Origin of the sequence: Myroides odoratimimus (genome assembly GCF_030326305.1) — a bacterium.
In the GTDB taxonomy this organism is placed as follows: domain Bacteria; phylum Bacteroidota; class Bacteroidia; order Flavobacteriales; family Flavobacteriaceae; genus Flavobacterium; species Flavobacterium odoratimimum_A.
Genome location: NZ_JACAKB010000006.1, coordinates 103,217 through 117,975 on the forward strand (window position 1 = coordinate 103,217; position 14,759 = coordinate 117,975).

Below are 14,759 nucleotides of genomic sequence, written 5' to 3' on the forward strand. Positions count from 1 at the left end.
ATCTGATACCTCCAAATCTTAGGTATATACTTTTTAGATACTTTTTATGTTTTGATGTATAAATGTTTGTTTAGTGTAAGTAATTAGCGTAAAATAGGTGTAAAGTGTTAATGGTTGAGACTGTCAGAGAATTGCCTTTTTGAGGTGGAAGGCTGCAGGAATGTTAAATAAAAGGCTTCTTTGAGTACAGTAACCTAAGTTACAGTTAACCTACAAGGGAAGTCATACCTTTACTCTTTTAAACAACAATGGACTATGTTTGGTTTTATAAATAAGTTATTAGGATTAGATAAGGCAGAGTTACTATTCGCTTATATTCAGGAAGGAGCTATGCTGGTAGATGTACGTACAGTAGGAGAGTTTAAAAGTGGTTCTGTACCTGGCGCTCTGAATATCCCATTAGATACATTAGAATCACAGTTGCATAAATTACCTAAAGAAAGCAAGATTGTCGTATTCTGTAGAAGTGGAATGCGCAGTGGTCAGGCGAAGCGTATGTTAGAGCAGAAAGGATATACACAAGTGATAAATGGTGGAACGTGGACTAAAGTCGCTAATGTAAAAGGAAGATAAGCATGAAAGAGTTTTGGAATGAGCGATATAAAGAACAAGAATATGCTTATGGGATAGCGCCTAATGCCTATCTAGAAGAAGTACTCAAGTCTAGTCGTGACAAGGAGGTTATATTAATGGCAGCTGAGGGAGAGGGGAGAAATGCGGTATATGCAGCGCAAAAAGGCTGGAGTGTAAAAGCCTTTGATCAAAGTATAGAAGCTAGGAATAAAGCACTTCAATTAGCTAAACAACACCATGTAGAGATTGACTATCTTGTCAGTGATGTTGAATCGTTATCTTACGAATTAGCATCAGTGGATGCAATAGCGTTGATTTATGCTCATTTTCCAGAGAGTGTAAGGAGGGCCTATCACAGACAGTTAGGAAGTTATGTCAAAGCAGGTGGAACATTGATACTAGAAGCCTTTGCTAAAGAGCATATCTATAAACAAAAAGAGAATCCCGATGTAGGAGGACCTAGTAACCCTGCGATGCTGTATAGCGTAGAAGAATTAAAAGAGGATTTCTGCGATTTCGAATTTATCAATCTAGAAGAGGTAGATATAGAGCTGTCAGAAGGTCTATATCACAGAGGAATAGCAAAAGTAATCAGAGGGATAGCGAAGAAGAAATAAGACATAAAAGAATATATATAAGCCTTGAAGCACTAGTTTCAAGGCTTTTTTTGTTGCAACAGGATAGTGAATATAGATAGGGTGATACAGAGGTAAACGAAAAATGAAAAGTGTTTTTTCAATCTCTAATCAGCAAAATAGCAATAGTATGATGATCTAATGATTATGAAGTATGAGTCTTTCATCAAAGGAGAATACATGGAGTATAAAAGGAGCATTGTTGGACAAAGCTTGCCTTAGCTCCACCATTCTTGGGTTATTGTCCATGTATTGTCGAAGGATTTGCATTGAAGCCCCTATTTTACTAGGGTTATAGCATGATTGTATTTTAATGTATAGACTAGTTTTTTTAGTAACATGCTGTTATTAAGTGTGTTGTTGTTTTTTAGGAATAAAAAAAAGAGGTTGTTTTTTTTTTATTTTTGTGCTCAAAAAACGGATAATTACTGTTTTTAGAGAAAAAAAGTTGAGCAGAAGTTTAAAATAATAACTTTATCAATTGAATAATTATTGAAATAGTAAAAAAGTAACACTTTTTTTTGTAGAAAAGAACATCAAATTGTTGTTAAAAAGACTTTACAATTGAATTAATTAGCCACCTTTGTATACTATTAAAAAGAATAAAATAAGATGAGAAGAATAAGTATTGTTGCAGTATTATTAGTTGGAATAGCATTTGTCTCTTGTAAGAAAGAGAAGAAAGTAGAGGCTATAGAACCTTTAGAAGAGGTAATAGAATTTCAGGAGCCTAAAGCTGATGCTGTAGGATCAGATATTGTATTAGGAGTAAGTAACTTTTTAAAGAATGAGTTTCTGACAGAAGCAGATTTGAAGGTGATGACAGATACAGACCGTCAGTTTAAGCTGTATGCTATTGATCTAAATGGAGATGGGAAGAAAGAAATCTTTGTAAGTCTTACAGGTACTTATTTCTGTGGATCAGGTGGGTGTACTACTTTGCTACTTGGGTCTGATTATAAGTTAATCACGAAGTTTACAGTGATGCAAGGAGCTATTTTTGTAGAACCTACAGTAGAGAATGATTGGAAAGTCTTAACTGTAAAATCAGATGGAGAATGGAAATCACTAGTATATGCTAATGGTACATATCCTTCTAATCCTTCTGTAGTAGAGAAAGCGAAGTATGATGCACCGAGTGGGCACGCTGAGGTAGTCTTCGATCAAGAGCAGAAGTTAGATGTATATGAGTTTTAATCACTAAAATAAAGTATAACCGCGGATGGATTAATTCTATTCGCGGTTTATTTTTTTATTGCTGTTAGGGATATTGATAAATAGACCAATAGCAACTATGACATCCACTATATTCCAAATACTACGACCAAGAGCGACTTTTAAAAAAGGCTGAAACAGTAGCACTAGTACGATATAGATAAACATCTCCGTTTTTTCTTCTCTATAATAAGATTTGTACGCAAAGTAACTAAATCCTATACAGGCCACAAAGCGAACGAATTAATAGAACCCATAAGGCAACTTTAAAAGACACAGTAAGAGTAAAACTGCAATAGTGATTTTGATAGCTTTTTCCATGAGTATGACAGGTGTGAAATAGAGTATTAAGATACGAAATAACTAGATTAAATGCGATGTCGCTAATTACTATTTCTAGAGAATAGGTTATTCGTATTTATCTTTTATAACTATCGGCAAGTTTTGAAATAAATTATCTGCTTATATGAGTTTTTTGCCGATATCGGCAAGTTTTTAAAATAAATTATCTATTTAGATTATTTTTTGCCGATAATGGCAAGTTGAAGAACGCTGTGTAAGTATTATTAAGGTGTTAAGATGTTTGATTTGCTATAGAATATAGCCAGTTATAGCTACTTACCTTTTTGTTAAAAGTCTTATCTTTCCTCTTTGAAAAAGAAAGAGATTATGGCTGTAAAGAGAGTAAATATACAGATCAAACAATTGAATAGATTAAGTGCTGAGGTAGAGGGACTGACGATAGCGATAGTAGTATCCACAGATGCAATCACGGTAAGAGAGTTCCTTGGAGCTGTAGTGACACAGCAGGTAGAACAACATATACAGAAGTTCAAACAGCGCAGTACTGTAGAGCAGTTGACTGCTACACAAGAAGCCTTAGATAACATTCTATTCACTAGTAAACTCCGTTTTACCTCTCCTGAGAAGTACAGAGATATTGATATAGCAGAAGAGGTACAGCGTGTGATACAGGCGTATGAGGATCAGTTGTTCTTATTGTTTTATGGCGAACGAGAGTTGCTGTCATTAGAAGAGGTCATTGTATTGAATGATACAGATGCCTTTGTATTTATTCCCCTTAATTTTTTAAAAGCTAGTTTTTAAACAGATCCCAATGAATAATAATATTGTAACTATACTAAGAGATTATCAAGTAGAGAACCGTACTTATGCAGAGATGCATGAGGAGCTTTATGCGATGGTGTATAACCAGGATTATGCTGGTGTAAAGTTAGAACCACATATCGCTATATTAGGACTACATTTTACTGGCAATAGTAGTAATCCAGAAGATTCTATTTATAGCCCTAAGGTATTTACGCGTTATGATGAGACTTTTGTAGAGATGCTAGCAAGTAATTCTGTTGGGATGTGGAGAGAAGTGGAGTATTACGCTTTATTGGTGTACTTTTTTGGAGAGAAGTTAGCGCCTTGGGTACAGGAATTATTAGATCGAGTGGATGAATATATCTTAGGAGGACAATATGATATAAAAGAAGCGACGTGGCATAATGCAGAATATACATTCTTAAAACAGTGTAATGTTATTTCAGGACTGTTATATGGTATATCGTTCTATGATAATCATAACTATGATTCCTATAGCATAGAGTTGCCACTTCATAAGCAGGTGGAGTATAGTATGCACCTCTCGCTACCTAACTATCTTCCTTATGTATGGGCAGTAGCTTTAGATAGTGGAGAAGGGCAGTTAATCGAGGTAGTCGATACTATCTGTGATGGGGATAATGAGCATGGACGATGGACACCTTCTTTTTTATTGATGCTAATGGCTTCAAAGCAATCAAAGTATTGGGAGAAAGTAAAAGATATATTGGTAAACGCTGGTCGTGAAGAGGGAATTAGACAAGATATTACGAGGTTATTATCACATGTACAGGTAGCTAACTTAAAGTATTTTTTAGAAGTTATTCTCTCTCATAATTTAGTGCGTTATGAAGCAGTGCGTACAGAATTAGCATACCACTTTAGAAGTCATGTAGAGGATGACAAACAAGATAATGTAAAGCGACTATGTGAGTTGATGCTCTATGCTATAAATCACTATGACTATTTTGACGAGAAAGAATTATCTACGTTTAATGAAAAAGAGTTTTACGCATTGATGCACTGTTATCTATGGATACACAGAGAGATGGCGTTTGGCTTTGTTGAGAGTGCATTTGAGGAAGTAGAGCGCAAGTTTCAGCTTGTAATATTAGAGTTCTTACCAAACTTTAATGAATATACGGTAGAGTCTGTCCTATTTAATAAAATATTAGAAAGTAGAGATCAAGAGTTTATCGCTATGCTTCTAAATAGAATAAACCAATATTTGGAAGGGAGTAGAGCTTCGAGGTATTTTATTCGACAAGAAAACTATGAAGACATATACCAAGTGTTTTATGACTTATATGAACAATATAAAAGTGGAAAGACACTTATCTTGAAGAGTAGTGTAATACCAGATTATTACAGAAGCTTTGAGTTAAATAAAGAAGAGTTATTGACTTCACTGTTGTATTTGACAGAGGAGTCATCAGAGAAGGCGAGGCTGTTTATAGACAAGCGAAATACCTTTACTGTTGATTTTAAAGAAGAGTTATTAAACGTATTGTTGTTTGGAGGTAAAGAATATGGACTTCAGGGGTATGGATATAGTTTTAAAGGAGAGATACAACCTACCTATGAGGTGCAAAATGAGTTAGCTTTCGCTTATCTGAAAGAACGCAAAGAGACAATAGCTTTTGGTTGTATGCGATTCTTAACAATAGCGACCTTATCAAGTAGAGATGAAGAAGAGATAGTAGCATACTTTAAAGGGAAGTTTAAAAAGACACAACAGCACTTTATCCGCCTATTAATATCTAGACAAGATGATTTTAAGGATAGACTGTTAGAACAATTAATATTAAGTGAGGATGTAAATCAACGTTTAACAGCAATGGAAGGGTTAGTGGTACTAGCTCAGAGAGATGAAATACACCATCAACTAGGTATTTGGCTTGCACAGTTAGATGAGCTAGGTATTCAGTATGCTAAAGAGGAAGAAGAATACTTAGTACTCTTGCGTGACTTTGGGCGTCAAGGAAAAGAAGGACAAGATACAGATATGGCATTATACGATGCTACTGTGGTGAGTGCTGTCGTATTGCCTTCAGTGGAAGAGAATACTTTATTTAGCCAGCGCATTGCACATAATTGGGGACTTTCTAAGAAATGGGAAGAGGTAGTACGAGAGTTAGATAGTCTAGAGCACCTGATGAAACAATATGCTATGTATGAATATGAACATTTTAATTATGGAAAAGCAGAGAAGGTACTCTTAGGAACACATTTCACGAAGATGCATAGTTATTCAGGTGATGATGAATGGACAGCAGAACAACACTTCCAAGATTACCCATTGTATGAAGTATGGAATCAGTGGTTTATGGATAGTAAGTTAGATGCATTAGACTTATTCTTACTGCGTTGCGCTACTTCAGAAACAGAGGTCCCTGAATTGATAAAACCATTATTAGATGGGAAGTTGCCTTATTTCTATAATGAACTCTCAGCTAAATATGATAACTACTGGTATGCGATGGGAACAGTCTTTTCTTGTTTAACCTATCAATATCCATTTAAAGAAAAAACGACCTATTGCTTAGATGGTTTAAAAACAATATACAACAGTATTACTCAAGAAGTATTAGATTTAGAGATACGCACTTCTGTTTATGGAGAAGAGTATAGCTATACATGGGTAGATTATACAGATTTATCTTGGTATGCTGAGTTTATACCTATAGAGGATTTAACAGAAGAACAGTGTTTAGCATATTTCAGACTATTGCGTTGGCGTCAATTGAATTGTAATAAAGTAGATGATAGCTATTATCTGTTACCTTTTGAATTGATGGCTATTGCCTATGATAAGAATGAAATTACGCGAGATGAGTTTATACAGTATCTTGTAGTTATAGATAATAGAAAGTCTTATTTCAGTTCAATGTTATCTCCTTTTACAAAGCGATTTATAAACGATAAAGTACAGCAAGTCTTGGTTGAGTTTAAAGCGTATTATTTACAACAGGTTATGGATAGGGATAACCCTACGACTAAGGTATTTGATATTGTCTTTGACTTTCAGGAGATAGAAGGAATGCAGTATTTCTTTGGATTATTGCATAAGATCAAGCACACAGGGATATCTAAAGAAAGTATTTACTATTATGCAGAGATGCAAATCACGATTAAGGAATTAGGACAAATCTATAGTAAACTTATTCGTAGAACAACACCTTTAAGTACGGATAGCCAAGAGATGTTTAATGCTCAAGTAGCAGAGATAAACTTCAGTGCAATACAATGGATCGAAGTGGCTGTAGCATGTCCGCAGTGGATAAAGTACATCACGACTTACTTAGACTGGCAAGGATTAGAGTCAGCGATATGGTGGCTGTTCGCTCATCTGCTGGATAACGAACAAGAAGAGGAGAGAAACAAGATACAAAAACAGATACAACGCTATTCTGCTATAGCGTTAGAGGAGTTTGAAGGAGGTGTAGTAGATATAGATTGGTTCTTTAGTTTTTATCACGTACTAGGAGAAGAGCGTTGGCAGATGCTTTATGATTCAACTAAGTTTATGGCAGTAGAGGGGCATACTCGTGTGAAGCTATATGCAGATGTGCTGTTAGGCAAAGTCTCTATGAAAGACTTGAAAACGAGGGTTATCTCTAAACGCGATAGAAACTATGTACGTGCATGTGGGTTATTCCCCTTATCTGAGACAGATAGAGAAGGAGATTTGATGGATCGATATGAGTTATTAGAACAGTTTAAGAAAGGTTCTAAGAAGTATGGAGCTATGCGCCAAGAGAATGACTTAAAGATATATAATGTAGCGATGCAGAACATCGCTAGAGCGGCAGGGTATACTGATGCAGTGCGTTTTCAATGGTCTATGGAGAGTGTACAAGTGCAGTCTATTCTAGAGAACTATAAGGAACTGGTATTGGATGAGTATACATTCTCTTTGACTGTATCTGATGAAGGAAAAGTAGAGTTGACAGTGAAGAGTAAAGGGGATAAGCCCTTAAAAGCGATACCTGCTAAACTAAAGAAAAATGAGCAAATCATAGATCTAGTAGAACGTCAGAAGGCACTGAAAGAACAGTATAGTCGCTCTCGTCTGAATTTAGAGCAGGCAATGCTTAGACAAGATGCGTTCTCTTATGCAGAGATGCAGAAGTTGTTACTGCATCCGATTATTAAGCACCATTTGGCTAAGTTGGTTTTTAAATGTGGTGAGGTTTACGGTTTGTTTGTAGAGGGAGTATTTACCACTATAGATGGCGTGGTAATGGATGTACAAGGAGAGGAAGAGTTCGTGATAGTACACTGTTATGGTTTATATCAAAGTGGACAATGGGTCAATATACAAGCTTATTTGTTTGACAAACAGATAGAACAACCCTTTAAACAAGTGTTTAGAGAGTTGTATTTACACAACGAAGCAGAGGAAACAAATATCGGTAGCTCTAATCGCTATACGGGATATCAGGTCAAAGACAAACAGACTTTAGGACTGTTTAAGACAAGAAACTGGCAGTATGAATACTATGCGAATTACAGCAAACTGTATTTTGAGGAGGATATTCGAGTTGAGGTTTATATTGACTATTTAGGAGGTAGTAATGCAGAGTATGGTGACTATGTTAGCTTAGAGCATGTCTTGTTCACTAAAGCTTCTTCAGATGACGTGATTGCCCTAACAGAGGTTAATCCTATTGTCTTCAGTGAGGTGATGAGAGACCTTGACTTGGTGGTAAGTGTCGCTTATGTAGGAGGAGTAGATCCAGAGACAAGTCTGTCTACGGTACAGATGCGTATGGCTGTTGTGAGAGAAACAGCACGATTATTGAAGTTAACAAATATCGAGTACAAAGAACGCCACCTTGTGATCACAGGGACTAAGGGAATCTATAGCTTACATGTCGGTAGTGGTGTGATTCACTTGATATCTGGTACGCATCTCTATATCGAGCCTGTACATACACAGGATAGAGGGAAGTTGTTCCTACCCTTTGTAGATGATGACCCTAAGACCACAGAGATTGTGTCTAAGGCTTTAATTTTAGCTAGGGATGGGAGTATTAGAGATACGGGTATCTTAAGGCAGATAGAGTAGAAAATCTTTATATATATGATATAGTTCTTTAGTGGAGAGTAAGTATATTTGACAATAGAAAAAAGAAGGTAATGACAATAGGACAGATATTAAAATTAGTAGAAAAATCGACATTAAGGAAAACAGAAAGGCTATCTCTAAGAGAAGTAGAGGAAGAGAGTAAAGGACATTGGGTAGCTTATGTAGATGACGAAGAAAGTAGCTATGATGTACAAATCGTAATAGATGGCCGTACTGTAGTCAGTAGAAGTTGTGAATGTGAGATTGACAATATAGTCATGTGTTCACACCAGACTAAGCTACTGATGGCAATAAATGATGCCTTAAAAGGGAAGAAAATTGCTACGAAACCCGTTGTGAAAAAAGCTTTGAGTAAAAAGAAAATAAGCGAAAGTGTAGCATTACTTCAAGATGTTAATCAAGAGGAGGTGTATACATGGCTGACTGAATTGTTTAAGAAAAATAAGGAGGTAGAGCAGGAGTTTATATTAACTTTTAAAAAACAAGATAGTGCCGAATATAGTGTTGATATCGTTGATAAAATATTGAAAGATATTTATACTTCTGTTTTTGGAAAAAGAAAGAATGCAGATGCTAAAGATATTAAGAGGCTGGTAGATTTGGTTTCACTTGCATTAGAGCCAGTGGATAAATATATCGTTGTTAATATTACAAAACCTATTGCTTTAGAACTTTATTTAAAGATAATGTCTTCTCTATTTACGTTAAAGTATAGTGTGAATTATACTAGCAAACGAGTTGATACCTATATGAATAAGTTTGTTGAAAGATACGTATTAGCATTATTAAATGTCAAAGATCAAGATGTTGTCAAGAATACGATAGTAAACTTATTGAAACAACTGTATGAGCCTAAGAATAGTTTACACTACAGTCTAGTTTCAGCTTTAGTTATAGAACTATACGAAAGTAAAGATGAGAGATATACTTCTCTTTTTGGGGATGAGGTAGTGAAAATAATGAAGCATTATCAAGATAATAATTATGTTGTTGAGATAGAGATGTATTTGTTCTTTTTGATAATAGCTGTTGAACAACAAGTTTTAAAAGATTGTTATAAATTGTTTAAACCAGTTAGGTTTCAGAATGAATACAATTTGCTATTATTAAAAGGGTTAATGGATATAGATCTTAAACTAGTAGAGGAGTATTGTTTAAAAATAATAGAGAGTAATATTCAGACAGAGTATAACGAACCTTATCTAGAGATACTAGAAGAGATTTATGAGAATAATGGGGATAAAAGAGGTTTAGCAAATATAAAGAAGCAACTTTTCTTTGAGACCTATGACCTTGAAGATTATAGTTATGTAATTAAGTATTTAGATGATACTGAAGAGGTTAAGAGATTTAGAGCTAAGGTTTTAAGTAGTTTAATAAATAACTTTCATCATGCAAAATCAGCCTCTATGTTGTATTTTGCTATTCTGGAAACAGAGCATAATTATAAGAAAATGCTAGAAGTACTAAGTAGAGATGTTCCTCAAGATGTAATGTGGGCTTATGGCGAACAGATGTGTAAGTTTAATGCTGCATCGTACTTAGACAAGGTTATGAGTATTGGACAAACTCCTGTTTATCCTAGATATACTGATGAAAGATTGGCTAAGTTTATTGTAGAGAAATTCTCAGCGAAAGATATCGTACAGAAATTGATGAAGTATAGGTATACAGATGGAAGTTTGAATAAAAAAATCAAGACACTTGTCGAGAAAAAACAAAAGTAGATAGTAATGAAACAAACAATTTTAGATAGAATACAGGCACTTGGAGGAGATATTAGTCAAGTAAAAGGGAAGTCATTAGCAGAAGATTTGATGTCTATCACTTTTGATATGGTATTATATCCGAAGCCAGAAGATACACCTTGGGCAGATGAAGAGGATCAAGAGCCTATCTATGGTTTAGGAGAGTATATAGATGAGCATCAAGAGTTGATTCAGTCAGATAGACAGGCATTTATGGATAAGATGATAGCTCATTACTATGTACATACAGAAGAAGGGAGAGGGCAGGTGTTTTGGACAGCAACTCCTTTTACACCCTATAAGGAAGGAACTGATGATTATGAAGAGTGGAATACAGATTTTATGGATGAGGATTTTGTTAATCTAAGCGAGATAGAGAGAGTAGTAGGTACAAAATATCCAAGCATGATACAGCTATTCTATAGTTATGGTTTTCCTGATCATTATTATATTTGTATAGACGATCCTAATCAAGAGAATCCTACATTATTTGGTACTGATCACGAGGTTTTCTTTAGTGAAGTGACTAATGAAGGAAGTTTAGAAGCATTCATGAATACGTTTATGACTCCACAGGAATTGATTAGTATAGTAGATAAAGCATTAAACAAACAATAGATATGATATTAACAGCACAAGATTTTAAAATATCAGAATATGATGAAGAAACATTAGAGATGGATTATACTTTAGGAGAAGAAGTAATTAATCTTTCTATTTATAATGGCGATGATGAGTTAGAAGAGATTCTAAAAGATGTCAATAAGGTAGTAGTTCAGTTAGAGAAATACAATGCTGAAGGAAAAGATATTATTGTAGATGAGCTGTATGATGTGTATAGTGAAAAGAACGAAGGATTGTCTGAAGAGCAGTTTAGAGATGAGTTAGGACTGTTGTCGTTATATTTTACTGGAGATGGTGAAGTAGAGTTTAATTATGAAGGCGGAGCATATTTCGGAGATCATATTTTATCTATTGAGATGGTTGATGGAGAGTTTGAATCTCATGTAGCGATGAATGGATAAGTAAGTATTAAATTAGATATATAAGGCTTGAGAATTAATTCTCAAGCCTTTTTTATATCGTAGTGTCCCACTTTATACAACCATAAGTGAGTATATAAGTTCAACTGAGGTCATTATAATCACAATTAAAATAAGATGAATAGAAGTATACTAGATTTGCTGATGAGTAGAAAAGGAGTATATACTCAAAACGATCTTTGAAATAGTGTTATAGTGGAGATAAATATGTTACTTTGTGTTCTGACAATAAAAGTATTATGAAAGTAGCAGAAGTAATCAAATCAATAACTACAAAAGATAAAAATAGAGCAATGCAATTGCCTGTTCGTGAGCTAGAACAAGAGAGTAAGGGGCACTATGTAGCTTTTGTAGATGATGGAGAACAGAGCTATGATGTACAGTTGTTTATTCAGGCTGCTAAGATTACTGCGCTTACTTGTGATTGTCCGAATGGAGAAACACTTTGCCTCCATAAAGTAGCGGTATTGCTAGCTATGGAAGATAGTAAGGGAGGAACGAAAAAGAAATCCACTACTACAGGAGTGAAGACTAAAAAGAAAAAGCTAACTGAGACAGAAGAAGTAATGCTTCGTGTAGATAAGGAAGCTATCACAGGATGGCTGTCAGAAGTCTTTAAAAAGAATAAACCTTTAGAACAGCTCTTTTTACTTACTTTTTCGACTGATGAAACACAATACACCACAGATCAGGTAAGAGAGATTATGGAACAGACGATAAAGTCGGTTGCGGGACGTCGAAAAACATTAGAAGGGGCGAATGTGAAGAAGCTGATGGACTTGATGAATATTGCTTTAGAGCCTGTGAATCACTATGTGACTGTCAGTATTAATAAACCAATCACATTGGATATCTTTTCGACTGTGATCGAAACCATGACAGACTTTCAGAATCGCATTAGAACGTATAGTAAGAAGATTGATTTGTTCTATGATGAGTATATACATTGGTTGGCATTGACCATTAATAATGTACAAGTTAAATCAGTGTGGGAAGAGGTGATTAAGAATATTGTTTATAAGACCTTCGAACACTTTGTAAACAAGAAAATAGAAGGTAAGACCTATTATAATTTCTTAGTAAAAGAGGTCTATCACTCTGCTAACAAAGAACAACAAAAGTATATCGCAGATGAGCTAGTAGTACACATACTTTCTATGCCTGTCAAACGTCAATTGATGGACTTTGAATATGTACTTTTCTTAAAAGAAGTAGCACTAGACCAAGATGTATATGATAAAGTACAACAGTTCTTTTCAATAGATATTTATAAGAATTAGCACCTGCTCTAACAACTAGATAAAAACTACTCAATTTGTGAGTATATATCAGACAAAGTTGTTACCTTGGGAGGATCAAACCAACAATACCATGTTTAATACAGAAACTTATAAGAGAAGAAGAGAAGTTCTTCAACAAAATATTCAAGCAAAGGGAATCTTATTGTTTTTAGGAAATATAGAGAATCCAATCAACTTTGCTGACAATGCTTCACATTTCAGACAGGATAGTACGTTTTTGTACTACTTTGGTATCCAACAACCACACTTAGCTGCTATCATTGATTTAGATGAGCATAAGACAATCGTATTTGGAGATGAGATGTCTATGGATGCTATTGTATGGATGGGACGTCAAGAGACTTTAAAAGAAAAATGTGAGAAAGCAGGTGTAGTAGAGACAAGACCTTATGCAGAATTAGCTATTTATTTAGCGACTGCTATGAGCGTGAAAAGAAATATTCACTACCTACCTCCTTACCAATCATTCAACAAGATTTTATTAAGTGAGTTACTACATATTTCTATAGTAGACTTTAAACCATCTGTGCCGATGATTCAAGCTATCGTAGCACAACGAGAAATCAAAGAAGCACAAGAAATAGTACAGATAGAAGAAGCACTAAAAGTATCTAATCAGATGCACTTATTGGCTATGCGTATGGCTAAGCCTGGAGTGAAGGAGTATGAGATCGTGAGTGCTATTCAAAATGTGGCAGGGAGTCATAACTGTGAGTTAGCTTATAACTCTATTGTGACAATCAACGGAGGTATTTTACACAATCATTATAAGATGAATACTTTACAGTCGGGTAAGTTATTGTTAAATGACTCTGGTTGTGAGACGCCAATGGGGTACGCATCTGACTTGACGCGTACATATCCTGTAGATAAGACTTTCACACCAGAACAACGTGATCTTTACAATGTAGTTCTTAATTCTTTTGAAGGAGCTAAGGCAGAGTTAAAAGCAGGCGTGAAGTATAAAAATGTACACCTAAAAGCCTGTGAGATATTAGCAGAAGGGTTAATCGACTTAGGATTTATGAAAGGAAATGCACAAGATGCTGTAGCTAATCATGCGCATACGATGTTCTTCCAGTGTGGATTAGGGCATATGATGGGACTTGATGTACATGATATGGAAGATTTAGGAGAACAGTATGTAGGATATACAGCAGAAGACCCTAAGGATACGAAGCAGTTTGGTATTAAATCATTGCGTTTAGGAAAAGAGCTAAAAGCAGGACATGTACTAACTGTAGAGCCAGGTATTTACTTTATTCCAGAGCTAATCGAGATGTGGGAGGCAGAGAAAAAATATGCAGAGTTTATTAATTATGACAAGGTAAAACAGTTCGCTCACTTTGGAGGTATCCGTATTGAGGACAACTTCTTGATTAAAGACAATGGTTATCAATATTTAGGGCCAGAGTTAATCAGAACTGTTGCGGAGATAGAAGATTATAAATCTAATTACTAAGAAGCTATTTTTATATTTAATATGAAGCCGATAAGTACTAATAAACTTATCGGCTTTTTATATAGAAGTATAAATGTTTAATAAGTGTACACATGGGGATGTTAGATAAAACAAATGGCAGTATATTTTTAGAAGAATTTAATTGTAGACTGTATAAGGGAATGCAGTTAGAAGAATTAAAACAAACAGACTATTACAAGGCTAAATATGATAGCTTTAGAGATGTTAATACAGGATATTTCTGGTATGGTTTTAATCATTTTGATTGGGAAGGGTATCAAGTTCGGATTAGTATTTGCTTCTTTGGAGATAGCTTAGAGAGTATGTATATATACACTAGCGATGACAGAGATGCTAAGACTTGGGATGATTGGTCAGAAAAGAAGGAGATGGAAGTCTTTGAACGCAATAATTCTTTTATGCGTAAACTGTCAGGGGAGAAAGGAAAGAAAAAGAATTCACCTTATCCTCAGTGGAGTATCGCTTTTGAGTGGGGAACTTTATGGTCTGTATATGATCCTAGAAGTGCAAGTAGTATATCAGGTCTGTCTTATAAAAAGTAGATTATATTTTCTATAAT

General features: G+C 34.9%; 11 protein-coding genes and 1 pseudogene. 11 read left to right on the plus strand and 1 reads right to left on the minus strand.

Features of this window, described 5'->3' with window-relative positions:
* The first annotated feature begins 255 nt into the window (after positions 1-255).
* From HX049_RS06840 to HX049_RS06850, 3 genes are all read left to right on the plus strand, one after another.
* Positions 256-573: a rhodanese-like domain-containing protein gene (locus HX049_RS06840; protein ID WP_006258533.1), complete on the plus strand. Its 318-nt coding sequence runs from the start codon at positions 256-258 to the stop codon at positions 571-573.
* A 2-nt stretch (positions 574-575) separates the two neighbouring features.
* Positions 576-1,190 carry a class I SAM-dependent methyltransferase gene (locus HX049_RS06845; RefSeq protein WP_286415042.1) on the plus strand — a complete coding sequence of 205 codons (615 nt, stop codon included), beginning with the start codon at positions 576-578 and terminating at the stop codon, positions 1,188-1,190.
* A 630-nt stretch (positions 1,191-1,820) separates the two neighbouring features.
* Positions 1,821-2,405, plus strand: a complete 585-nt coding sequence (locus HX049_RS06850) for a hypothetical protein (RefSeq protein ID WP_006258531.1) — start codon at positions 1,821-1,823, stop codon at positions 2,403-2,405.
* 36 nt (positions 2,406-2,441) lie between these two features.
* Here HX049_RS06850 and HX049_RS06855 read toward each other — a convergent pair.
* Positions 2,442-2,744, minus strand: a pseudogene (locus HX049_RS06855) (DUF6804 family protein).
* Between the two features lie 348 nt (positions 2,745-3,092).
* Between HX049_RS06855 and HX049_RS06860 the strand changes: the two are divergent.
* From HX049_RS06860 to HX049_RS06895, 8 genes are all read left to right on the plus strand, one after another.
* Positions 3,093-3,530 (plus strand): hypothetical protein, encoded by a 438-nt coding sequence (locus HX049_RS06860; RefSeq protein WP_059050993.1) that lies wholly within the window; start codon positions 3,093-3,095, stop codon positions 3,528-3,530.
* Positions 3,531-3,540: 10 nt separating this feature from the next.
* Positions 3,541-8,604, plus strand: coding sequence for a DUF4132 domain-containing protein (locus tag HX049_RS06865; protein WP_059050982.1), 5,064 nt, complete (start codon positions 3,541-3,543; stop codon positions 8,602-8,604).
* Between the two features lie 71 nt (positions 8,605-8,675).
* Positions 8,676-10,352: a hypothetical protein gene (locus HX049_RS06870; protein ID WP_006258527.1), complete on the plus strand. Its 1,677-nt coding sequence runs from the start codon at positions 8,676-8,678 to the stop codon at positions 10,350-10,352.
* A 6-nt stretch (positions 10,353-10,358) separates the two neighbouring features.
* Complete coding sequence (locus HX049_RS06875) at positions 10,359-10,991, plus strand: hypothetical protein (RefSeq protein ID WP_006258526.1); 633 nt, start codon at positions 10,359-10,361, stop codon at positions 10,989-10,991.
* 2 nt (positions 10,992-10,993) lie between these two features.
* Complete coding sequence (locus tag HX049_RS06880) at positions 10,994-11,398, plus strand: DUF2262 domain-containing protein (protein ID WP_006258525.1); 405 nt, start codon at positions 10,994-10,996, stop codon at positions 11,396-11,398.
* A 257-nt stretch (positions 11,399-11,655) separates the two neighbouring features.
* Entirely contained in the window at positions 11,656-12,696 is a 1,041-nt protein-coding gene (locus HX049_RS06885) for a hypothetical protein (protein WP_059050984.1), read from the plus strand.
* Between the two features lie 37 nt (positions 12,697-12,733).
* A complete protein-coding gene (locus HX049_RS06890) occupies positions 12,734-14,179 on the plus strand; it encodes an aminopeptidase P family protein (protein ID WP_016648963.1) in 1,446 nt (481 codons plus the stop codon).
* A gap of 98 nt (positions 14,180-14,277) precedes the next feature.
* Positions 14,278-14,742 carry a hypothetical protein gene (locus HX049_RS06895; protein ID WP_286415044.1) on the plus strand — a complete coding sequence of 155 codons (465 nt, stop codon included), beginning with the start codon at positions 14,278-14,280 and terminating at the stop codon, positions 14,740-14,742.
* The last annotated feature ends 17 nt before the right edge of the window (positions 14,743-14,759 follow it).

Coding starts and splice junctions, on each gene's coding strand:
- HX049_RS06840 (WP_006258533.1), top strand. CDS start 256: ATGTTTGGTTTTATAAATAAGTTATTAGGATTAGATAAGGCAGAGTTA.
- HX049_RS06845 (WP_286415042.1), top strand. CDS start 576: ATGAAAGAGTTTTGGAATGAGCGATATAAAGAACAAGAATATGCTTAT.
- HX049_RS06850 (WP_006258531.1), top strand. CDS start 1,821: ATGAGAAGAATAAGTATTGTTGCAGTATTATTAGTTGGAATAGCATTT.
- HX049_RS06860 (WP_059050993.1), top strand. CDS start 3,093: ATGGCTGTAAAGAGAGTAAATATACAGATCAAACAATTGAATAGATTA.
- HX049_RS06865 (WP_059050982.1), top strand. CDS start 3,541: ATGAATAATAATATTGTAACTATACTAAGAGATTATCAAGTAGAGAAC.
- HX049_RS06870 (WP_006258527.1), top strand. CDS start 8,676: ATGACAATAGGACAGATATTAAAATTAGTAGAAAAATCGACATTAAGG.
- HX049_RS06875 (WP_006258526.1), top strand. CDS start 10,359: ATGAAACAAACAATTTTAGATAGAATACAGGCACTTGGAGGAGATATT.
- HX049_RS06880 (WP_006258525.1), top strand. CDS start 10,994: ATGATATTAACAGCACAAGATTTTAAAATATCAGAATATGATGAAGAA.
- HX049_RS06885 (WP_059050984.1), top strand. CDS start 11,656: ATGAAAGTAGCAGAAGTAATCAAATCAATAACTACAAAAGATAAAAAT.
- HX049_RS06895 (WP_286415044.1), top strand. CDS start 14,278: ATGTTAGATAAAACAAATGGCAGTATATTTTTAGAAGAATTTAATTGT.